The sequence below is a fragment of the Janibacter hoylei PVAS-1 genome, assembly GCF_004025845.1.
GTDB lineage: Bacteria > Actinomycetota > Actinomycetes > Actinomycetales > Dermatophilaceae > Janibacter > Janibacter hoylei.
In genome coordinates this window covers 68,281-87,636 of the sequence record NZ_PIPF01000004.1, presented here as the reverse complement: position 1 = coordinate 87,636, position 19,356 = coordinate 68,281, and the positions used below count along the sequence as shown (strand labels likewise).

Genomic DNA, 19,356 nt, shown 5'->3' with positions numbered 1-19,356 from the left:
GAGCACCCCATGAATCCGCCATCACCGGTGCGGCCCCCTTCGTCATGCCGTGGGGCGCTCCTGTGGTCGAGCGAAGGGAGCGGACGGCGAGGAGGGTCGGCGCAGCGTCAAGCCGACGTCGAGAAGGACAACGGGACGACCCGACGACGAAGGACGTCGGCAGCGCGCCGACCCTCCTCGCCGGGAGCGGCCCCCTGCCTCGGGCTGCGCGGCGCTCCTCAGGCGAGGCTGACCGAGATGTCCAGCTCCGTGACGGCTGCGGCGAACTGGCTGCGGTAGAGCCGCGCGTAGGCGCCCTCGGCCGCCAGGAGCGTCTCGTGCGTGCCCTGCTCGACGATGCGGCCCTGCTCCATGACGACGATGAGATCCGCGTCGCGGATCGTCGAGAGCCGGTGGGCGATGACGAAGCTCGTCCGGTCCCCGCGCAGGGCGGCCATGGCCTGTTGCACGAGCCGCTCGGTGCGGGTGTCGACCGAGCTCGTCGCCTCGTCGAGGATGAGCAGGCTCGGGTCGGCGAGGAAGGCCCGGGCGATGGTCACCAGCTGCTTCTCGCCGGCGGAGATGTTGCCCCCTTCGTCGTCGAGGTGGGTGTCGTACCCGTCGGGCAGCGAGTGGACGAAGCGGTCGACGTAGGTCGCCTCCGCAGCGGCCCGCACCTGCTCGCGCGTCGCCCCCGGCCGCCCGTAGGCGATGTTGTCGCCGATGGTGCCGCTGAAGAGCCACGTGTCCTGCAGGACCATGCCGGTGCGCGAGCGCAGCTCGGCGCGGGACATGGCCGTGATGTCGACACCGTCGATGGTGATCCGCCCGGAGTCGAGCTCGTAGAAGCGCATGATGAGGTTGACGAGCGTCGTCTTCCCGGCGCCGGTCGGCCCGACGATCGCGACCGTCTGTCCCGGCTCGACGACGAGGTTGAGCCCCTCGATGAGCGGCTTCGCGGAGTCGTAGCGGAAGGACACGTCCTCGAACTCGACCCGCCCGTGCCCGTCGCCGCGCGCTGCGGGCACCGCGGGGTCCTCGCTCTGCTCCGGCGCGTCGAGCACCTCGAAGACCCGCTCGGCAGAGGCGACGCCGGACTGCATGAGGTTGGCCATCGACGCGACCTGGGTCAGGGGCTGGGTGAACTGCCGCGAGTACTGGATGAAGGCGGTGACGTCGCCGAGCGTCATCGTCCCGGAGGCGACCCGCAGGCCACCGACGACGGCGATGACGACGTAGTTGAGGTTCCCGACGAACATCATCGCGGGCATGATGATGCCGCTGACGAACTGCGCGTCGAAGCCCGCGGCCCGCAGCTCCTCGTTGCGCTCGGCGAAGGCCGCGTCGACCTCCGCCTGCCGCCCGAAGACCTTGACGAGCGCGTGGCCCGTGTAGGTCTCCTCGATGACGGCGCTGACCTCACCGGTGGACGTCCACTGCTGGATGAAGTGGCGCTGGCTGCGCTTGCCGATCGCCCCGGTGAGGACGATGGAGATCGGGATCGTCACCAGCGCGATGAGGCTGAGCAGCGGCGAGATCCACACCATCATCGAGACCATCGCGACGACGGTGATCAGGCTCGTCAGCAGCTGGCTGAGCGTCTGCTGCAGCGACTGCGCGACGTTGTCGATGTCGTTGGTGACCCGGCTGAGCAGCTCTCCTCGCGGCTGCCGGTCGAAGTAGGGCAGCGGCAGCCGGTGGAGCTTCGCCTCGACCTCGGCACGCAGGTCGAAGACGACCCGGTTGACCGCGTGCACGATGACCCGCCCCTGCAGCCACGACAGCACGGCGGCGACGGCGTAGAGGCCGACCGCGAGCAGCAGCACCCGGCCGATGGCGGCGAAGTCCATGCCCTGCCCGGGGACGAGGTGCGGCATCGCGGCGAGCATGTCGGCGCGGTCGCTGTCCCCACCCGCACGCACCTGCTCGACGATCGTCTCGAGGGGCACGCCGGCGGGTAGCTCGGAGCCGACCCACCCGGCGAAGATCAGGTCGGTGGCTCGGGCCACGATGAGCGGCCCGACGGCGCTCAGCCCGACGGAGACCACCGCGAGCGCGATGGCGGTGAGCACGCGGCCGCGCTCCGGTCGCAGTCGCCCGAGCAGGCGCCCCGCCGAAGGGAGGAAGTCCTGCGACTTCTCCCCCGGAGTGCCCATCTGCATGGGTCCGCGACGGGCGGCGGCGCCCGGCCCCCTTCGTGCCTGCGCGGCCTTTTCCTCCGCGGTGGGAACTTCGCTCGCGCTCATGCGGCCTCCTCCCGCGACGCCTGGGACTCGACGATCTCGACGTAGGTCGGGCAGGTTTCGAGCAGCTGGTCGTGGGTGCCGTCGCCGACGACCCTCCCGTCGTCGAGGACGACGATGTGGTCGGCGTCGATGATCGACGAGACTCGCTGCGCGACGACGAGGACGACGCTGTCGGCGACGACCGGACGAAGGGCGGCGCGCAGCCTCGCATCGGTCGTCAGGTCGAGCGCGGAGAAGGAGTCGTCGAGCAGGTAGATCGCCGGCCGGCGCACGATCGCGCGGGCGATGGACAGCCGTTGGCGCTGCCCGCCCGAGAGGTTGCTCCCGCCTTGGGCGACCGGGGCGTCGAGCCCGAGGTCGAGGGCCCGGACGAAGTCCTCGGCCTGGGCCACGCGCAGTGCCTCCCACAGCTCGTCATCGGTCGCTTCGGGCTTGGCCTGGCGGAGGTTGGAGGCGATGGTCCCGCTGAAGAGGAAGGCCTTCTGCGGCACGAGCGCCATGCTCGCCCACAGCTGCTCGGGGTCGAGCTCGCGGACGTCGACGCCCCCGACGAGCACCCTGCCGCCGGTCACGTCGTGCAGCCGCGCCACGAGGTCGAGCAGGGTCGTCTTGCCCGCGCCCGTCGAGCCGATGATCGCGGTGGTGCGGCCCGGCTCGGCCCGCAGGTCGACGTCGCACAGCACGGGCGAGTCGGCTCCGGGGTAGCTGAACTCGACGGCTTCGAGGACGACCGTGGGGCGGTCCTCGACCATCGGCTGCGGGTCGCGTGCGTGGACGACGCTCGACTCGGTCGTCAGCACCTCGTCGATGCGCCCGGCTGAGACCGCGGCGCGCGGCAGCATCATCGACATGAAGGTCGCCATCATCACCGACATGAGGATCTGCATGAGATAGGTCATGAAGGCCGTGAGCGCCCCGATCTGCATCTGCCCGTCCTCGATCCGGTGCGCACCGACCCACAGGACCGCCACGGTCGAGAGGTTGAGGATGACCATGACGATCGGGAAGGCGAGCGACATCAGCCGGCCCACGGCCACCGCCGACGCGGTGTAGTCGGTGTTGGCCACCTCGAAACGCTCGCGCTCGCTCCCTTCGCGCACGAAGGCACGCACCACGCGCACGCCGGTGATCTGCTCGCGCAGGATCCGGTTGACCGTGTCGACGCTGGTCTGCATGCGCCGGAAGTTGGGGATCATCGCGTGGATGACCAGGCCGACCGACACGGCGAGCAGGGGCACGGCCACGGCGACGAGCCAGCTGAGGCCGACGTCCTCGCGCAGCGCCATGATGAGGCCGCCGACCATCATCATCGGGGCGGTCACCATCATCGTCAGCGCCATGTTGGTGACGGTCTGCACCTGGGTGACATCATTGGTCGTGCGCGAGATGAGCGTCGGGGCGCCGAACCGGGCGACCTCCTGCGCGCTGAAGCTCCCGACCTTGGCGAAGACCGCGGCCCGCAACCGGGCGGCCATCGACGCGGACAGGCCGGCGCCCACCCAGGTCGCCGCGATCGTCGTGACGATCTGCAGGACCGAGACGCCGAGCATCAGCCCGCCGTGGCGGAGGATGTAGTCGGTGTCGCCCGTCGAGACGCCGTTGTCGATGATCTCGCCGTTGAGGCTGGGCAGGTAGAGGGAGGCGAGGGTCGCAGCCAGCTGCAGGACGAGGAGCAGGAGGACCCGGCCGCCGGTGCCGCCCATGTGGCGGCGCACGAGGCGTAGGAGCACCCGCTGATTGTTGCACCGTGCAGGTAGTGCACCAGCACCTACGGGGCCAGGGTCAGCGCCCGTAGCGCCCCTGGTCGCGCGACTGCCAGCAGCGAGAGTGCCAGTGCCGTCGGTCGTCCACTCCCCCGAGCCCGTCGTCGGGCCAGACGACGACGTGCGGCGTGCCCGGTCGGATCTCGTGCGTGCACCCGGGGCAGGAGTACGTGCGCTCGGAGGTCTGCCCGCTCAGCCGCCGCACGATCCACGTGCGCCCCATCCACGTCTCCCGCGTCTGCGGCGCGCGCCCGAGCGCGAGCGGGCGGTGCTCGTCACGGCGACGACGGTTGCTGCGGGGCATGGGACCATGCTGTCCCACGCCCCGCCCGCCGGGCCAGTCGGTCCGGCTCGACGCCGACCGACGAATCGAGGACCTGTGCGCGACCTGCTCTGGATCACCCCGACGGAGGCGGTCTCCGTGGCCGTGGGCACGGCCGGCATGTACCTCGCGATGCTCCTGCTCGTGCGAGTTCTGGGTCAGCGGGTCCTCTCGGGCATGTCGAGCTTCGACCTCGTCGCGGTCATCGCCTTCGGCTCGATCATCGGGCGGGCCTCCCTCGGCGACTTCCCGGTGCTCGGCAGCGGGCTCGTCGCCCTGACGACGCTCGTGTCGATGCAGGGACTCCTCGGGGTGCTACGGCATCGCGGGTGGATCCAGCGCACGATCGTCAACCCTCCGGTCCTGCTCATGGCCGGCCCGCACGTCATCGAGGCGCACATGCGCCGCTGCCACGTCCTCCCGGGCGAGCTCCAGTCGCGGCTGCGGCTCGCCGGGGTGCGCCATCACGAGGAGGTCGTCGCGGTGACCTTCGAGCCGTCGGGGGCGATCAGCGTGCTGCGGCGCGGTGAGCCCGTCGACCCGCTGCTCCTCAGCGGGGTCGTGGGTGCCTCGCTGGTCCCTCCGGAGCTGCTGGCCCCCTCGTCACCGTGACCTCGACGTGCCACGGCCCCGGACCGAAGGGAGGGTCCGGGGCCGTGGCAGGTGGGCGGGATCAGTAGGTGCGGAAGCCCTCGCCCGTCTTGCGGCCGAGCTTGCCCGCGGCGACGACCTCACGCAGGAGCGGGGCCGGCGTGAGGGACTCGTGCTGGAACTCCGCGAGCAACTCCTCCTCGATCGCGAGCGCGACGTCGTTGCCGACGACGTCGAGCAGCGCGAAGGGGCCCATCGGGTAGCCGTAGTGCTCGGTGATGGCGCCGTCGATGACGTCGAGCTCGGCACCCTCCTCGTGCGCCTTGATGGCGTCGTTGAGGTAGGGGAAGAGCAGCGCGTTGACGATGAAGCCGGAGCGGTCGGCGCAGCTGACGGCGACCTTGCGGGTGCTGCGGCACAGGTCCTGGACGGTGTCGAGCACGTCCTGGCCGGTCGTCGGGTGGTTGATGACCTCGACCAGCTTCATGATCGGGGCCGGGTTGAAGAAGTGCATCCCGACGACGTCCTGCGGGCGCTTGGTCTGCGCGGCGAGGTCGGCGATGGACAGCGAGGAGGTCGTCGTGGCGAGGATCGCACCGGGCTTGCAGATGCGGTCGAGGTCGGCGAAGAGCTGGTTCTTGATGCCGATCTCCTCGGCGATGGCCTCGACGACGATGTCGACGTCGCCGAGCGCCTCGCGCTCGGTGGCGCCGGTGAGGCGGCCGAGGATCGCGTCGGCGTCGCCCTGCTCGAGGCGGCCCTTGTCGACCTGGCGGGAGAGGTTCTTGGCGATCTTGGCCTGCACGGCGTCGACCTTGTCCTGCGTGCGGGCGACGTAGGTGACGGGGAAGCCGTTGGCCGCGAAGACCTCGACGATGCCGCTGGCCATCGTGCCGGAGCCGACGACGCCCACGGTCTTGATCGGGCGGGCGGCACCCTGGCCGTTCGCGGCGGGGGTCAGCTCGTCGGCGACGACCTCGTCCCCGGCGTAGCTGTAGAAGCCCTGGCCCGCGGCCTTGCCGGTGCGGCCCTCGGAGATGAGGCGCTCGATGGCCGGGTTGGGCTGGTGGCGGGGGTCGTTGGTCTCGGCGAAGCGCGCGGCGAGCGCGTCGCGGACGGTCTCGAGGCCGAGCTCGTCGATGACCGTGAGCGGTCCCTTGGGCAGGCCGCATCCGAAGCGCATGCCGTTGTCGATGTCCTCGCGGGAGGCGTACTGCTCGTCGAACATCGAGGCGGCGTGGTTCAGGTACGGGAAGACCAGGGCGTCAGCAAGGGCGCGGGAGTCAGACATGTCGGCACTATCGCAGTCCGTCTGACCGGTCGGTAGGGGGCGGCGGCGTGATGGTCCGCACAGGCATGTCGTCGGACGCGTAGGGTCTGCGGGGTGCGAGTGGTGATTGCGACCTGCAGTGTCGACTACGAGGGGCGACTCAATGCCCACCTGCCCCTGGCGACCCGTCTGCTCATGGTCAAGGCCGATGGTTCGGTCCTCGTCCACAGCGACGGCGGCTCCTACAAGCCCTTGAACTGGATGGCTCCCCCGTGCTCCATGGCCGAGGTCGAGCCGGACGAGACGGAGGCCACGGAGGGAGTCGAGGCGGTCTGGGTGGTGCAGCACGCCAAGACGGAGGACCGCTTGCGGGTCAAGCTGCACGAGGTGCACCACGACTCGGCCCACGACCTCGGTGTCGACCCCGGTCTGGTCAAGGACGGTGTCGAGGCTCACCTGCAAAAGCTGCTGGCGGAGCACATCGAGACCCTCGGTGAGGGCTACGCCCTCGTGCGCCGCGAGTACATGACCGCCATCGGTCCGGTGGACATCCTCGCCAAGGACGCGAAGGGGGTCTCCGTCGCCGTCGAGATCAAGCGCCGCGGCGAGATCGACGGCGTCGAGCAGCTGACCCGCTACCTCGAGCTGATGAACCGCGACCCCGCCCTGCGCCCGGTCACCGGGGTCTTCGCGGCGCAGGTCATCAAGCCCCAGGCCCGCACCCTCGCCGAGGACCGCGGCATCCGCTGCGTGACGCTCGACTACGACGAGCTCAAGGGCATCGACAACAGCGCCCACCGCCTCTTCTGACGCCCACCGCCCCCGCCCGCATTTCCCTAGGGAAATGCGCACTCCTACCCGCATTTCCCTAGGGAAATGACCACTCCCTTGCGCATTTCCCTAGGGAAATGCGCAGGTGGGGTGGGCAGGTCGGGTCAGCTCACCTCGAGGCGGGCGAAGGGGGTCTCCCCCGCCGCGGTGCCCGGCGCGAGGACGAGCACGGTCTCGCCCCGGTGCAGGTCGGCGATCTCGCCGAGCACCGGCGAGGTCGGCGGCCCCTCGAGCAGCCCCGGCTCGGTCTCGAGCGGCACGTCGAGCAGCTGCGCGAGCTGCTCCCCCGCCACATCACCCGGGGCGCAGGCGACGGCCAGCACCCGGTCACCCGCGAGCGCGTCGATGAGCGCCGTCGCCGCCCCCACATCGCGCGGTGGGGCGGCGACGAGCAACGTCGCCGGGCAGTGCAGGGCCATACCCGCAGGCTAGCCCTGACGGATCAGGCCTCGGCCGTCTCGAGCGCCGGCAGGCCGCGGTTGTCGCGGATGATGTCGAGGAAGCGGCCCATGATCTCGTTGAGCCCGAAGTCCTTGGGCGTGAAGACGGCCGCGACACCGAGCTCGCGCAGCTTCGCCGCGTCCGACTCCGGGATGATGCCGCCGACGATGACGGGGATGTCACCGGCGCCCTGGGCCTTGAGGCCGTCGAGCACGTCCGGGACGAGCTCCATGTGCGACCCGGAGAGGATCGAGACGCCGACGAGGTCGACGTCCTCCGCGACGGCCGCGGAGACGATCTGCTCCGGCGTGAGTCGGATGCCCTGGTAGATGACCTCGAAGCCCGCATCACGGGCGCGCACCGCGATCTGCTCGGCGCCGTTGGAGTGCCCGTCGAGGCCGGGCTTGCCGACGAGGACGCGCAGCTTTTCGCCGAGCTCCTCCCCCGTGGCCCGCACGCGGTCGCGGACGGCGACGAGGTCGGCCGAGCCGCCGTCGGCGACGCCGACCGAGCCGGAGACGCCGGTGGGGGCGCGGAACTCGCCGAAGACCTCGCGCAGGGCCTGCGCCCACTCCCCGACGGTGACACCCGCCCGGGCGCACGCGAGCGAGGCCTCGAAGAGGTTGTCGCTCGTCGCGGCGACCTCCTGGAGTCGGGCGACGGCCTCCTGGGCGGCCTGCGCCCCGGCCGGGTCGGCGTCGCGCTCGGCGCGCCACGCGCGGACCGCCTCGATCGCCTTGGCCTCGACGTCGGCGTCGACGGTCTGGATCGCGGTGTCGAGGTCGGCCGTCAGCGGGTTTGGCTCGGTGGTCTCGAACTTGTTGACACCCACGACGATGTCCTCGCCGGCCTCGATGCGCTGGCGGCGCAGGGCGTGGCTCGCGACGAGGGCGTTCTTCATGTACCCGGACTCGACGGCCGGCACGGCACCGCCCATGTCCTGGATGCGCTGGATCTCGGCCTTGGCCCCCTCGACGAGCTCGGCGACCTTCTTCTCCACGACCGTCGAGCCGGCGAAGAGGTCGTCGTACTCGAGCAGGTCGGACTCGAAGGCGAGGACCTGCTGCAGGCGCAGCGACCACTGCTGGTCCCACGGGCGGGGCAGGCCGAGCGCCTCGTTCCACGCGGGCAGCTGGACGGCGCGGGCGCGCGCGTCCTTGCTCAGCGTGACCGCGAGCATCTCGAGGACGATCCGCTGGACGTTGTTTTCCGGCTGGGCCTCGGTCAGTCCGAGGCTGTTGACCTGGACGCCGTAGCGGAAGCGGCGCTGCTTGGGGTCGGTGACGCCGTAGCGCTCCCGGCAGATCTCGTCCCACAGCTCGACGAAGGCGCGCATCTTGCACATCTCCTCGACGAAGCGCACGCCAGCGTTGACGAAGAAGGAGATGCGCGCGACGACCTTGCCGAAGTCCTCCTCGGGCACCCGGCCGGACTCCTTGACGGCGTCGAGCACGGCGAGCGCGGTGGACATCGAGTAGGCGATCTCCTGGACGGGAGTCGCCCCGGCCTCCTGCAGGTGGTAGCTGCAGATGTTGATCGGGTTCCACTTGGGGATCTCGCCGACGGTGTACGTCACCATGTCGGTGATGAGGCGCATCGAGGGCCCGGGCGGGAAGACGTAGGTCCCGCGGCTCAGGTACTCCTTGATGATGTCGTTCTGCGTCGTGCCGGCCAGGCGGGCGCGCACCTCGGCGCGGTCCTGCCCGGCAGCCTCGGCCTGCTCCTCGGCGGCGACCTGGTAGAGCGCGAGCATGTACATCGCGACGGCGTTGATCGTCATCGACGTGTTCATCTCGCCGAGGGGGATCTGGTCGAAGAGGCGCCGCATGTCACCGATGTGGCTGATCGGCACGCCGACCTTGCCGACCTCGCCACGGCTGAGCACGTGGTCGGGGTCGTAGCCCGTCTGCGTCGGCAGGTCGAAGGCGACGGACAGACCGGTCTGCCCCTTGGCGAGGTTGCGCCGGTAGAGCTCGTTGGACGCTGCGGCGCTGGAGTGCCCGGCGTAGGTGCGCATCACCCACGGGCGGTCACGCTCGGGGCGGGCGGCCTCGGCGGCAGGAGTGGGGGCATCGGTGCTGTCGGCCATGAGGGCAAGGTACCCGTGCGCGGCGACCGGGCGTACCCCCTTCCGCGGTGAAGGACGCCACACCCCTGCTCAGGGGACCCGTTGGGTCAGCAGACGCAGCCCTCGCTCGAGCGGGCCCCGCCCCCACTGGGTCTGCCACGCCCAGGCGGCTGCCATGACGCACAGCGGCACCCCGACGAAGGTCACCCACCAGTGCGTGACGAGCCACAGCGAGTCGGCCACACGCAGGAGCGCAACGAAGAGGAGGACCTGGAGGACGTAGGCGGACAGCGACATCGCGCCCATCGCCGTCAGCGGTCGCACGAGCCGACGCGCGGTCCCGTGCAGTCGGTCCCCGACGATGACCACGACGGCGGTCCCGATGAAGGAGCGGCCGATGTTGCCGAGGAAGTCGTAGTACGTCCCGGGGTGCTGCTGCCCCATACCCGTGACATGCAGCAGGAGGAAGCCCGCGTAGGCAACGGCGCCGACTCCCGCCAGGACGAGGAGGGAGCGTGCCGACAAGCGCCACCGGGAGACCAGCACCCCGGCGCAGAAGATCGGCAGGATGGTTGTCACCTGGTAGCTCGGAGACAGGGTCAGCCAGGTCAGCGGGTAGTCGTGGAGCCAGCCGAGGTCGGACGAGAGGGCCGCCCGGGCACGGGCATTGACCCACGGACCCACCGCGGCGAGCACGACGGTGAGCGGGAGGAGCCATCGCGTGGACAGTCGGGCGAGGACGGTGCCGAAGACCAGCGTGGCGCCGAGGAAGTGCAGGACGATCGCGATCGGGGTGTGCAGCCTGGCGAGCAGCAGACCAAGCACGATGTAGATCACACCGCGCACCCAGTCGCGCCGCACCAGCTGGCCGCTGACCGCTCCCGGACGCTGGGAGACGAGCCCGACCGACACTCCCATGAGCAGGGCGAAGGTGGGAGCCGCCATGTTGGTGAACTGCCCCAGCAGGACTCCGACGGCACCGGAGTGGACGGGGGCATCACGGGCCCAGATGCTCACGTGGGAGAGGATCATCCCCACCCCGGCGAGCCCCCGAGCCAGGTCCACCCCGACGTCCCGACCGCTTCGGGCAGCAGCGGGTGCAGATCGAGTCACAGGGTGGACCCTATCCGGCGTGGTCGGAGGAGCGCGTCAGACGGCGAAGGGGGTCCGCCGACCCCGCAACGCCACCGCCGGAGCGGGCGTCTCGGCGAGCAGCCGAGCCAGCCCGGCGCGGCGCAGGAGCCGGGTCGTGCGCTCGTCCGCGCCGGTGAAGCGCAGGCGACGTCCGGCGCGGGCGGCCCGGGCGTGGGCACCGACAAGCGTCGCGAAGCCGACCTGGTCGACGACGGTGGACTCGGAGATGTCGACGAGCAGGTCGTTGCCCTCGCGGATGGCCCGGATGAACTCCTGCCGCAGGTCGGCGCTGTGCCGCAGGTCGAAGGGGGCGTGCACCCGGACCCGGGTGGCTCCCACGCCACCCACGGGCGCCAGCGCGGTCATCGCGCTCATGACGCTCACCTGCCTTCCCCTGATGCGTCGTCCTGACTCGTCCAGTGTGGCGTGCGTCGCGTGCCGGGCGCAGCAGGTGGCAATCACGATGTGATCACGCCATGACCAGTACTCGGTCAGGACCACGTCACCGGGGTCCCCCCTTCGGCCTCTGCCACGATGGCCCCATGGTCAACCTCACGAGGATCTACACCCGCACCGGCGACGAGGGCACGACGGCGCTCGGCGACTTCAGCCGGACCGCCAAGACGGACGTGCGGCTGCAGGCCTACGCCGACGCCAACGAGGCCAATGCGGTCATCGGGGTGGCCATCGCGACGGGCGGCCTCACGGATGAGATCGTCGCGACCCTCACCCGGGTGCAGAACGACCTCTTCGACCTCGGCGCCGACCTGTCGACGCCGCTGCAGGCCGACCCCGAGTACCCGCCGCTGCGCGTCAAGCAGGCCTGGGTCGACGAGCTCGAGGCCGACTGCGACCACTACCTGACGCAGGTGGACAAGCTGCGCTCCTTCATCCTGCCGGGGGGCACGGCCGGCTCGGCCCACCTGCACCACGCAACGACCGTCGTGCGGCGTGCGGAGCGCTCCGCGTGGGCAGCGCGTGAGGTCTACGGCACCGAGGTCGCCGACGAGCGCGGCACCGGCGGAGTCAACCCGCTGACGACGACCTATCTCAACCGGCTGTCGGACCTGCTCTTCATCCTCGCGCGCGTGGCCAACCTCGAGATCGGCGGGGACGTGCTGTGGCAGCCGGGCGGTGGTCGTGAGGAGCGCCCCGACCGCTCCGCTAGGTGACGTTGACGCCGCGGCCCGGGGGCGCCGACTCCAGCCACGAGCGGACGGCGGGGTAGATCTTCGGCTCGACCGCGAGGTCGGCGAGGTGCCCCTCCTCCCCCGTCAGCCGCAGCGAGACAGCGGCCGCGAGCCCTGGCATCGAGACCGACTCGGACGACGGGGTGGAGATCTCCAGGCCCTCACGGTCCCAGGAGTAGCTGGCGTGGGTCGACAGACCGCTGACGCGGAACCACTCGAGGCTCTCGGAGCGCAGACGCAACAACCCAAGTCGCCATCGAGGCGACCCGGGCAGTCGGAGTGCACAGGGACAGACGGGGCCGTGCGCGGCCAGCGCCCGTCGACGCAGCCAGAGCAGGACGAGCCACAGGGCGATGACGACACACCCAGCGAGGAGGATCACCTCCACCGCGCCCAGGGTCGTCATCGCGGGTCAGCTCTTGGCCGGCGGCTGGACCGTCTCGGCGACGATCGTCACGTTGTCGTGGTCGACGGACAGGAAGCCACCGTCGATCGTCGCCGTCTGGTCGCCCTCGGTGGAGTGGATGACGACGTCGCCCTCGATGAGGACGCCGAGCAGGGGGGTGTGACCGGGCAGGATGCCGATCTCGCCTTCGGTGCTGCGGGCGCGCACCATGGTGGCCTCACCGGACCAGACCTTGCGGTCGGCGGCGACGAGTTCAACGTTGAGGGAGCTCACGGGGGGGTCCTTCGTCTCGGTACGGCGGCAGGCTGTCATCGTAGCCCGCCGGGGTGATGGGTCTGCGCGCGCCTCAGGAGACGACGAGCGAGAAGTAGTCCTGCCCCATGCCCAGGCTGACCATCCGCACGACCGAGTAGCCCAGCCACACGAGGACGAGGGTCAGCACGATCTTGGGGTTGAGCCAGTCGAGCAACCTCTCGGTGGGTCGTCGCCGCACGAGCGCGACCGCGGTGTAGACGACCAGGCCAGCGGCCATCGCCATGCCGATCGGGCCGAAGAGGTTGTACTCGAAGGCGGTGAGGACGTCGCCGTGCGCCATGTGCACCCACGCGCGCGTCATGCCGCACCCCGGGCACGGCAGGCCCGTCAGCAGGCGCAGCGCGCACGTCGGGTCGCCGGAGTCGACCGACTGGACCGGCCAGGCCCGAGCGATGACCAGCCCGACGAGGCTGATCGCGGCGAGTACCGGCACGATGGCGCGCTGGGTGATGCCCACGCCCTTCGCCAGGTGGACCTGCTGGTGCTGCGGCGGCACGACGGGCTGGGTCATCGCAGCGGGCGCCCGTCGACGTCGACCATCTTGCGGGTGGCGACGAGGACGATGTCGATGATCGTCCAGATCGTCATGCCGCCACAGGTGACGAGCTTGAGGACGCCCAGCCCGACCTGCCCGAGGTACATGCGGTCGACACCGAAGCCCCCGACGAGGACCGACAGGAGCAGCGTCGTCATCCACTCGCGGGTGGAAAACAGCCCGGGGACCTGCGAGGCCGGGAACCAGTTGTCCGAGCCCTCCCCGCGGACCGGGCTGTCGCCCTTGAGCTGGCCGTTGGTCGCCATGGCGGCGAGCTCAGTCAGCCCGTAGGGCCCGTACTCCTGTCCCATGACGTTGACGTGGTACCGCCCGCTCGACGGCTGCTGCGGAGCCTGGTAGCCACCCGGGGCACCCTGCGGCGGCTGGCCGTAGGGCTGCTGCTGACCGTAGGACTGCTGCTGGCCGGGGGGCTGGTAGCCGGACGGCGGCGGCGCCTGCTGCGACTGCCCGCTCTGAGGCTGCTGGCCCGGGGGCGGCGGAGGTGCGTAGGGCTGCTCGCCGGAAGTCGTCATGGCCGCCAGTGTACGGGCAGGCCCGCGTGCGGCCCAATGCCGTCCGACCGGGGGCGGCCCTCCCCCGCGACGGCGACGGCCGCCCCCTTCGTGACGAAGGGAGCGGCCGTGGCCGTGCTGCGGGTGGGTCAGAGGCTCTTCTGGATCTCCGCCCACTGGCGCTCGACGTCGTCGAGGCCACCGCACATGAAGAAGGCCTGCTCGGCCACGTGGTCGTACTCACCGTCGGCGATCTTGGTGAAGGCCTCGATGGTGTCGGCCAGCGGGACCGTCGACCCCTCGATGCCGGTGAACTGCTTGGCGACGTAGGTGTTCTGCGACAGGAAGCGCTGGATGCGACGCGCCCGGTTGACGAGGATCTTGTCCTCCTCGGACAGCTCGTCGATACCGAGGATGGCGATGATGTCCTGCAGCTCCTTGTTCTTCTGCAGGATCGACTTCACGCGGACCGCGGTGTTGTAGTGGTCCTCCGCGATGTAGCGACGGTCGAGGATGCGGCTCGTCGAGGTGAGCGGGTCCACGGCCGGGTAGATACCCATGGACGCGATCTCACGGTTGAGCTCGGTCGTCGCGTCGAGGTGCGCGAAGGTCGTCGCCGGGGCCGGGTCGGTGTAGTCGTCGGCCGGCACGTAGATCGCCTGCATCGAGGTGATCGAGTGACCACGCGTCGAGGTGATGCGCTCCTGGAGGACGCCCATCTCGTCGGCGAGGGTCGGCTGGTAACCCACGGCGGAGGGCATGCGGCCCAGCAGCGTGGAGACCTCGGAGCCGGCCTGCGTGAAGCGGAAGATGTTGTCGATGAAGAGCAGCACGTCCTGCTTCTGGACATCGCGGAAGTACTCCGCCATGGTCAGCGCGGACAGGGCCACGCGCAGACGCGTGCCCGGCGGCTCGTCCATCTGGCCGAAGACCAGGGCGGTCTGACCGAGGACGCCGGCCTCCTCCATCTCGACCATGAGGTCGTTGCCCTCACGGGTGCGCTCGCCGACACCGGCGAAGACGGAGACACCGCCGTGGTCGCGCGCGACGCGGGCGATCATCTCCTGGATGAGGACGGTCTTGCCGACACCGGCACCACCGAAGAGGCCGATCTTGCCACCCTGGACGTAGGGGGTCAGCAGGTCGATGACCTTGATACCGGTCTCGAACATCTGGGTCTTCGACTCGAGCTGGTCGAAGGCCGGGGCGGAGCGGTGGATGCCCCAGCGCTCGTTGACCTCGAGGGTCTCGCCCTCCTCGAGGTTGAGGCAGGCGCCGGTCGCGTTGAAGACCTTGCCGAGGGTGACGTCGCCGACGGGGACGCTGATCGGGCCGCCGGTGTCCTGCACCTGGCCGCCGCGGACGAGGCCGTCGGTGGGCTGCAGGGAGATGGCGCGGACCATGTTGTCGCCGATGTGCTGGGCGACCTCGAGGTTCAGCGTGCGGGTGGTCTCCCCGAGCTGGACCTCGGTGGTGAGCAGGTTGTACTGGTCGGGCATCGTGTCGGCGCTGAACTCGACGTCGACGACCGGGCCGGTGACGCGGGAGATGCGCCCGACCCCACCCGCCTGGGTGGTGTTCTCTTCGGTGACGGTGGCAGTCATGGGTTCTCTCTACCTTCTCACTTGGACTCGGCCAGGGCCCCGGCCCCGCCGACGATCTCGGAGATTTCCTGGGTGATCTCGGCCTGACGGGCCTGGTTGGCCAGTCGGGTGTACTTCTTGATGAGCTCCTCGGCGTTGTCCGTCGCCGACTTCATGGCGCGCTGGCGCGCCGCGAGCTCGGAGGCAGCCGCCTGGAGGAGGCAGTTGAAGATGCGCGCGTTGACGTAGCGCGGCAGCAGCGTGTCGAGCAGCTCCTCGCCGCTCGGCTCGAACTCGTAGAGCGGGTAGAGCTCGTCCGCGCCCGGCTCCTCGACGCCCTCGACGACCTCGAGCGGCAGCAGCCGGATGACCTCGGCCTCCTGCGTCACCATCGAGACGAAGCGCGTGTAGACGACGTGGACCTCGTCGACGCCGCCCTCCTCGTACTCCTTGACGAAGTCCGCGACGAGCCGCTCGCCGATCTCACGGGCGTTCTCGAAGCTCGGCTTCTCGGACGAGCCGGTCCACTCCGCGACGAACTCCTTCTTGCGGAAGGAGTAGTAGGAGACCGCGCGACGACCCACGAGGTACGTCTGGACCTCCTTGCCCTGGTCACGAAGGGCGGCGGAGACCCGCTCCCCCTCCTTGAGGACGTTGGAGTTGTAGCCGCCCGCGAGGCCGCGGTCGGCCGCGATGACGAGCACCGCGGCACGGCGCACGTTTTCCGGCTCGGTGGTCAGCGGGTGGTCCTCGTCGGAGTACGTGGCCACGGCCGACGCCGCGCGGGTGAGTGCGCGGGCGTAGGGCGTGGACTCACGCACGGCCTGCTGGGCCTTGACGACCCGCGAGGCCGCCATGAGCTCCATGGCGCGCGTGATCTTCTTGGTCGCACTGACGGACCGGATGCGCTGCCGGTACTCCCGGATCTGCGCTCCCATGTGCTTCCGCCTCTCTGGTGGTCTGTGGTCGGCTCAGGGCCGGCGGTCGGGGGCTGCTGCCCCCGGTCGGGCGCCGCTGACGGCGCCCGACCGGTGGTGGGTCAGCGCTTCTGCTTGACGATCTGGACCTGCTCGGAGTCCTGGGCGTCGTCGCCCGACTCCTCCGCCGAACCGACCGGGACGTCCTCCTTGTTGGAGGGGACGAAGCTGTCGCGGAAGGTCTTGATCTCGGCCTCGAGGGCGGAGATCGTCGAGTCCTCGAGCTTGCCCGTCTCCTGGATGCCCTCCATGAGGTCGTTCTTGTTGCGCCGCAGGTGGTCGAGGAACTCGGCCTCGAAGCGACGCACGTCCTCGACGGCGATCGGGTCCAGCTCACCGGTGGTGCCGGCCCAGATGGCGACGGCCTGCTCGGGGACCGGGTAGGGGTCGGCCTGCTTCTGCTTGAGCAGCTCGACGAGGCGGGCGCCTCGGGCCAGCTGCTGCTTCGACGCGGGGTCGAGGTCCGAGGCGAACATCGCGAAGGCCTCGAGCGCGCGGTACTGGGCCAGGTCGAGCTTGAGGCGACCGGAGACCGACTTCATCGCCTTGGTCTGCGCGGCCGAGCCGACACGCGAGACCGAGACACCCACGTCGATGGCGGGGCGGACGTCGGAGTTGAAGAGGTCGGCCTGCAGGTAGATCTGGCCGTCGGTGATCGAGATGACGTTGGTCGGGATGTACGCCGAGACGTCGCCCGCCTTCGTCTCGATGATCGGCAGACCGGTCATCGAGCCGGCGCCCATGTCGTCCGAGAGCTTGGCGCAGCGCTCGAGCAGACGCGAGTGCAGGTAGAAGACGTCACCCGGGTAGGCCTCGCGGCCCGGCGGGCGGCGGAGCAGCAGCGACATCGAGCGGTAGGCCTCGGCCTGCTTGCTCAGGTCGTCGAAGACGATGAGGACGTGCTTGCCCTGGTACATCCAGTGCTGACCGATGGCCGAGCCGGTGAAGGGGGCGAGGTACTTGAAGCCGGCGGCGTCGGAGGCGGGAGCCGCGACGATCGTCGTGTACTCCATCGCGCCGGCCTCCTCGAGCGTGCCCTTGACGGACGCGATCGTGGAGCCCTTCTGGCCGATGGCGACGTAGATGCAGCGGACCTGCTTCTGCGGGTCGCCGGTCTCCCAGAACTGCTTCTGGTTGATGATCGTGTCGACCGCGACCGTGGTCTTGCCGGTCTGGCGGTCACCGATGATCAGCTGACGCTGGCCACGGCCGATCGGGGTCATGGCATCGACCGACTTCAGACCGGTCTGCAGCGGCTCGTGGACCGACTTGCGCTGGACGACGGACGGGGCCTGCAGCTCGAGCGCGCGGCGCTCCTCGGCCTCGATGTCGCCGAGGCCGTCGATCGGCTGGCCGAGCGGGTTGACGACGCGGCCGAGGAAGTTGTCACCGACCGGGACCGAGAGGACCTCGCCGGTGCGCTTGACCGTCTGGCCCTCTTCGATCTTGGAGAAGTCGCCGAGGACGACGACACCGATCTCGTGGACGTCGAGGTTGAGCGCGAGGCCGAGGGTGCCGTCCTCGAACTCGAGCAGCTCGTTGGTCATGGCCGAAGGGAGTCCCTCGACGTGGGCGATGCCGTCACCGGTGTCGGTGACGCGACCGACCTCTTCGCGGGAGGCCGCGCCCGGGTTGTAGGACCGCACGTAGCCGTCCAGGGCGTCCCGGATCTCCTCCGGACGGATCGAAAGCTCCGTCATGTTGTCTTCTCCTCGTTGCCGGCCGCTGTGTCGGCCGAGTATGTGGTCTGCATGGGTGGTCTGACCCGGGCTGTCAGCCGGCCAGGTGGCGCTTCGCCTCGTCGAGACGTCGCAGGACGGTCCCGTCGACGACCTCGTCGCCGATCTGGACCCGGATCCCGCCGATGACGTCCTCGTCGTGGACGATCTGCAGCTGGACGGGCTTGCTGTAGATCTGCTGCAGCGCGCCGGCGAGCCGGGCGTGCTGCTCCTGCGTGAGGTCGACCGCGGTCGTGACGACGGCAGTCAGCTGCTGGCGACGCTCGGCCGCGATGTCGAGGTACTCCTCGAGCGTGCGGTCGAAGCGACGGCCCCGGGGGGCGAGCACCGACTGGCGGGCCAGTCGGACCGTCTCCGGACGGGCCTTGCCCTGCAGCAGTCCGGCGACCAGGTCCGCCTTGCCGGCGGCGTCGCCGGAGCGGTTGCCGATGGCGTCGCGCAGCTCGGGGTTGCCGGCCACGATGCGCTCGAAGCGGAAGAGCTCGTCCTCGACCTGGTCGATCGCGCCGGCATCCTCGGCCCCCTTGAGGGAGGCCTCGACGGCGAAGCGCTCGACGGTGTCGGTGAGGTCGCGCTCCTGCGCCCATCGCTGGGCGACGAGCACGGCGACGATGCCGACGGTCTCGTTGGAGACCTTGCCGTGCAGCAGCCGGGTGATGAGGTCCGCCTTGTCCTTCCCCTCGCGAGAGGGGTCGGCGACGCCGCGACGCAGGGTCGCGTTGTCGTCGAGCAGCGCGGTCACCGCGAAGAGCTCGTCCGCCACGACGGCCGGGTCACCGGACATCAGGACCGTCTCGAAGGACTGACGCCCTTCGGCCACGGCTGCGCGGGAGGAGCCTCGCATCAGGCGTCACCCTGCTGGGACTGACCGACCTTTTCGGGCTGGACCTGACCGGACTCCAGCTCGGCCAGGAAGCGGTCGATGAGACCCGCACGGCTCGAGGAGTCCTGCAGCTCGTGGCCGACGATGCGACCGGCCAGGTCGGTCGACAGGCGACCCACCTCACCGCGCAGCGAGACGGCCGCCTGCTGGCGCTCGGCCTCGATCTGCTTGTGCGCCGACTCGGTGATGCGGTTGGCCTCGTCCTGGGCCTGACCACGCATCTCCGCGACGATCGCGGCGCCCTCGGCGCGCGCGTCCTCACGGATCTTCGCGGCCTCGGCACGGGCCTCGGCCAGCTGGGCCTCGTACTGGGCCTTGGCGGCCTCGGCCTCGGCCTGGGCGTTCTCGGCCTGGGCGATGCCACCCTCGATCGCGGCGTGACGCTCGGCGTAGGCCTTCTCGATGTTCGGGACCACGTACTTCGCGACGACGAAGTACAGGATCGCGAACATGACGAGACCGAAGACGAGCTCCGGGATGTGCGGGATGAGCGGCATGCTCTCCCCTTCGGCCGCGGCGAGACCCACGACCGACGAGGCGGTTGCGGTGATGTGCACGGGTACTCCTAGTT

The 19,356-nt window shown here is 70.2% G+C and carries 20 protein-coding genes; 3 read left to right on the top strand and 17 right to left on the bottom strand.

Features of this window, described 5'->3' with window-relative positions; genetic code table 11:
* Positions 1-218: 218 nt before the first annotated feature.
* Genes CWN80_RS05155 through CWN80_RS05145 form a run of 3 tightly spaced genes read right to left on the bottom strand, consistent with a single transcriptional unit; the run spans position 219 to position 4,292 of the window.
* Positions 219-2,225, bottom strand: a complete 2,007-nt coding sequence (locus CWN80_RS05155; RefSeq protein WP_040881827.1) for an ABC transporter ATP-binding protein — start codon at positions 2,223-2,225, stop codon at positions 219-221.
* Positions 2,222-3,955 (bottom strand): ABC transporter ATP-binding protein, encoded by a 1,734-nt coding sequence (locus CWN80_RS05150; protein ID WP_040881825.1) that lies wholly within the window; start codon positions 3,953-3,955, stop codon positions 2,222-2,224. Before CWN80_RS05150 ends, CWN80_RS05155 begins: the two co-directional genes overlap by 4 nt.
* 52 nt (positions 3,956-4,007) lie before the next feature.
* On the bottom strand, positions 4,008-4,292 hold the full coding sequence (locus tag CWN80_RS05145; RefSeq protein WP_007929973.1) for a hypothetical protein: 285 nt from the start codon (positions 4,290-4,292) through the stop codon (positions 4,008-4,010).
* A 75-nt stretch (positions 4,293-4,367) separates the two neighbouring features.
* Between CWN80_RS05145 and CWN80_RS05140 the strand changes: the two genes are divergently transcribed.
* Positions 4,368-4,922: a DUF421 domain-containing protein gene (locus CWN80_RS05140; protein ID WP_007929971.1), complete on the top strand. Its 555-nt coding sequence runs from the start codon at positions 4,368-4,370 to the stop codon at positions 4,920-4,922.
* A gap of 61 nt (positions 4,923-4,983) precedes the next feature.
* Here the strand turns inward: CWN80_RS05140 and CWN80_RS05135 are convergent, their stop codons facing one another.
* Positions 4,984-6,192 carry a 3-hydroxyacyl-CoA dehydrogenase family protein gene (locus CWN80_RS05135; protein ID WP_007929969.1) on the bottom strand — a complete coding sequence of 403 codons (1,209 nt, stop codon included), beginning with the start codon at positions 6,190-6,192 and terminating at the stop codon, positions 4,984-4,986.
* Positions 6,193-6,285: 93 nt separating this feature from the next.
* On the opposite strand from CWN80_RS05135, the gene nucS reads away from it, so the two are divergent.
* Positions 6,286-6,981, top strand: coding sequence for an endonuclease NucS (gene nucS / locus CWN80_RS05130; protein ID WP_007929967.1), 696 nt, complete (start codon positions 6,286-6,288; stop codon positions 6,979-6,981).
* A 125-nt stretch (positions 6,982-7,106) separates the two neighbouring features.
* On the opposite strand, the gene CWN80_RS05125 is transcribed toward nucS, so the two are convergent.
* The 4 genes from CWN80_RS05125 to CWN80_RS05110 all read right to left on the bottom strand — a co-directional run bounded on the left by CWN80_RS05125 (position 7,107) and on the right by CWN80_RS05110 (position 11,020).
* Positions 7,107-7,421 carry a hypothetical protein gene (locus CWN80_RS05125; protein ID WP_128276983.1) on the bottom strand — a complete coding sequence of 105 codons (315 nt, stop codon included), beginning with the start codon at positions 7,419-7,421 and terminating at the stop codon, positions 7,107-7,109.
* A gap of 23 nt (positions 7,422-7,444) precedes the next feature.
* On the bottom strand, positions 7,445-9,460 hold the full coding sequence (locus CWN80_RS05120; RefSeq protein ID WP_238148081.1) for a protein meaA: 2,016 nt from the start codon (positions 9,458-9,460) through the stop codon (positions 7,445-7,447).
* A 141-nt stretch (positions 9,461-9,601) separates the two neighbouring features.
* Positions 9,602-10,576 carry a DUF418 domain-containing protein gene (locus CWN80_RS05115; RefSeq protein WP_007929964.1) on the bottom strand — a complete coding sequence of 325 codons (975 nt, stop codon included), beginning with the start codon at positions 10,574-10,576 and terminating at the stop codon, positions 9,602-9,604.
* Positions 10,577-10,660: 84 nt separating this feature from the next.
* Positions 10,661-11,020 (bottom strand): STAS domain-containing protein, encoded by a 360-nt coding sequence (locus tag CWN80_RS05110; protein ID WP_128276980.1) that lies wholly within the window; start codon positions 11,018-11,020, stop codon positions 10,661-10,663.
* Positions 11,021-11,187: 167 nt separating this feature from the next.
* Between CWN80_RS05110 and CWN80_RS05105 the strand changes: the two genes are divergently transcribed.
* Positions 11,188-11,817, top strand: coding sequence for a cob(I)yrinic acid a,c-diamide adenosyltransferase (locus CWN80_RS05105; RefSeq protein WP_007929958.1), 630 nt, complete (start codon positions 11,188-11,190; stop codon positions 11,815-11,817).
* Here the strand turns inward: CWN80_RS05105 and CWN80_RS05100 are convergent.
* The 9 genes from CWN80_RS05100 to CWN80_RS05060 all read right to left on the bottom strand — a co-directional run bounded on the left by CWN80_RS05100 (position 11,810) and on the right by CWN80_RS05060 (position 19,342).
* The gene (locus tag CWN80_RS05100) at positions 11,810-12,241 is read right to left on the bottom strand and encodes a DUF2550 family protein (RefSeq protein WP_007926974.1); all 432 of its coding nucleotides are present in this window, start codon (positions 12,239-12,241) and stop codon (positions 11,810-11,812) included. The genes CWN80_RS05105 and CWN80_RS05100 overlap by 8 nt on opposite strands.
* A 6-nt stretch (positions 12,242-12,247) precedes the next feature.
* A complete protein-coding gene (locus CWN80_RS05095) occupies positions 12,248-12,514 on the bottom strand; it encodes a F0F1 ATP synthase subunit epsilon (RefSeq protein WP_007926972.1) in 267 nt (88 codons plus the stop codon).
* Between the two features lie 73 nt (positions 12,515-12,587).
* Entirely contained in the window at positions 12,588-13,067 is a 480-nt protein-coding gene (locus CWN80_RS05090) for a DUF2752 domain-containing protein (protein ID WP_007926969.1), read from the bottom strand.
* Positions 13,064-13,624, bottom strand: coding sequence for an NINE protein (locus CWN80_RS15635; RefSeq protein ID WP_007926960.1), 561 nt, complete (start codon positions 13,622-13,624; stop codon positions 13,064-13,066). The genes CWN80_RS05090 and CWN80_RS15635 overlap by 4 nt, the downstream gene beginning before the upstream one ends.
* A 128-nt stretch (positions 13,625-13,752) precedes the next feature.
* Positions 13,753-15,207: a F0F1 ATP synthase subunit beta gene (atpD, locus tag CWN80_RS05080; protein WP_007926958.1), complete on the bottom strand. Its 1,455-nt coding sequence runs from the start codon at positions 15,205-15,207 to the stop codon at positions 13,753-13,755.
* A gap of 17 nt (positions 15,208-15,224) precedes the next feature.
* Positions 15,225-16,124: a F0F1 ATP synthase subunit gamma gene (locus CWN80_RS05075; RefSeq protein ID WP_007926956.1), complete on the bottom strand. Its 900-nt coding sequence runs from the start codon at positions 16,122-16,124 to the stop codon at positions 15,225-15,227.
* A 101-nt stretch (positions 16,125-16,225) separates the two neighbouring features.
* Positions 16,226-17,863 (bottom strand): F0F1 ATP synthase subunit alpha, encoded by a 1,638-nt coding sequence (gene atpA, locus CWN80_RS05070; RefSeq protein WP_007926955.1) that lies wholly within the window; start codon positions 17,861-17,863, stop codon positions 16,226-16,228.
* A 73-nt stretch (positions 17,864-17,936) separates the two neighbouring features.
* Positions 17,937-18,746 (bottom strand): F0F1 ATP synthase subunit delta, encoded by an 810-nt coding sequence (locus tag CWN80_RS05065; RefSeq protein WP_007926953.1) that lies wholly within the window; start codon positions 18,744-18,746, stop codon positions 17,937-17,939.
* Positions 18,746-19,342, bottom strand: coding sequence for a F0F1 ATP synthase subunit B (locus tag CWN80_RS05060; protein WP_007926952.1), 597 nt, complete (start codon positions 19,340-19,342; stop codon positions 18,746-18,748). The genes CWN80_RS05065 and CWN80_RS05060 overlap by 1 nt, the downstream gene beginning before the upstream one ends.
* Between the last annotated feature and the right edge of the window lie 14 nt (positions 19,343-19,356).

Bases quoted from the DNA above. Each gene is read 5' to 3' on its own strand.
- CWN80_RS05125 (WP_128276983.1), bottom strand. From the start codon at position 7,421: ATGGCCCTGCACTGCCCGGCGACGTTGCTCGTCGCCGCCCCACCGCGC.
- CWN80_RS05135 (WP_007929969.1), bottom strand. From the start codon at position 6,192: ATGTCTGACTCCCGCGCCCTTGCTGACGCCCTGGTCTTCCCGTACCTG.
- CWN80_RS05090 (WP_007926969.1), bottom strand. From the start codon at position 13,067: ATGACCCAGCCCGTCGTGCCGCCGCAGCACCAGCAGGTCCACCTGGCG.
- atpD (WP_007926958.1), bottom strand. From the start codon at position 15,207: ATGACTGCCACCGTCACCGAAGAGAACACCACCCAGGCGGGTGGGGTC.
- CWN80_RS05145 (WP_007929973.1), bottom strand. From the start codon at position 4,292: ATGCCCCGCAGCAACCGTCGTCGCCGTGACGAGCACCGCCCGCTCGCG.
- CWN80_RS15635 (WP_007926960.1), bottom strand. From the start codon at position 13,624: ATGACGACTTCCGGCGAGCAGCCCTACGCACCTCCGCCGCCCCCGGGC.
- atpA (WP_007926955.1), bottom strand. From the start codon at position 17,863: ATGACGGAGCTTTCGATCCGTCCGGAGGAGATCCGGGACGCCCTGGAC.
- CWN80_RS05110 (WP_128276980.1), bottom strand. From the start codon at position 11,020: ATGAGCGCGATGACCGCGCTGGCGCCCGTGGGTGGCGTGGGAGCCACC.
- CWN80_RS05075 (WP_007926956.1), bottom strand. From the start codon at position 16,124: ATGGGAGCGCAGATCCGGGAGTACCGGCAGCGCATCCGGTCCGTCAGT.
- CWN80_RS05155 (WP_040881827.1), bottom strand. From the start codon at position 2,225: ATGAGCGCGAGCGAAGTTCCCACCGCGGAGGAAAAGGCCGCGCAGGCA.
- CWN80_RS05065 (WP_007926953.1), bottom strand. From the start codon at position 18,746: ATGCGAGGCTCCTCCCGCGCAGCCGTGGCCGAAGGGCGTCAGTCCTTC.
- CWN80_RS05105 (WP_007929958.1), top strand. From the start codon at position 11,188: ATGGTCAACCTCACGAGGATCTACACCCGCACCGGCGACGAGGGCACG.
- CWN80_RS05120 (WP_238148081.1), bottom strand. From the start codon at position 9,460: ATGCGCACCTACGCCGGGCACTCCAGCGCCGCAGCGTCCAACGAGCTC.
- CWN80_RS05100 (WP_007926974.1), bottom strand. From the start codon at position 12,241: ATGACGACCCTGGGCGCGGTGGAGGTGATCCTCCTCGCTGGGTGTGTC.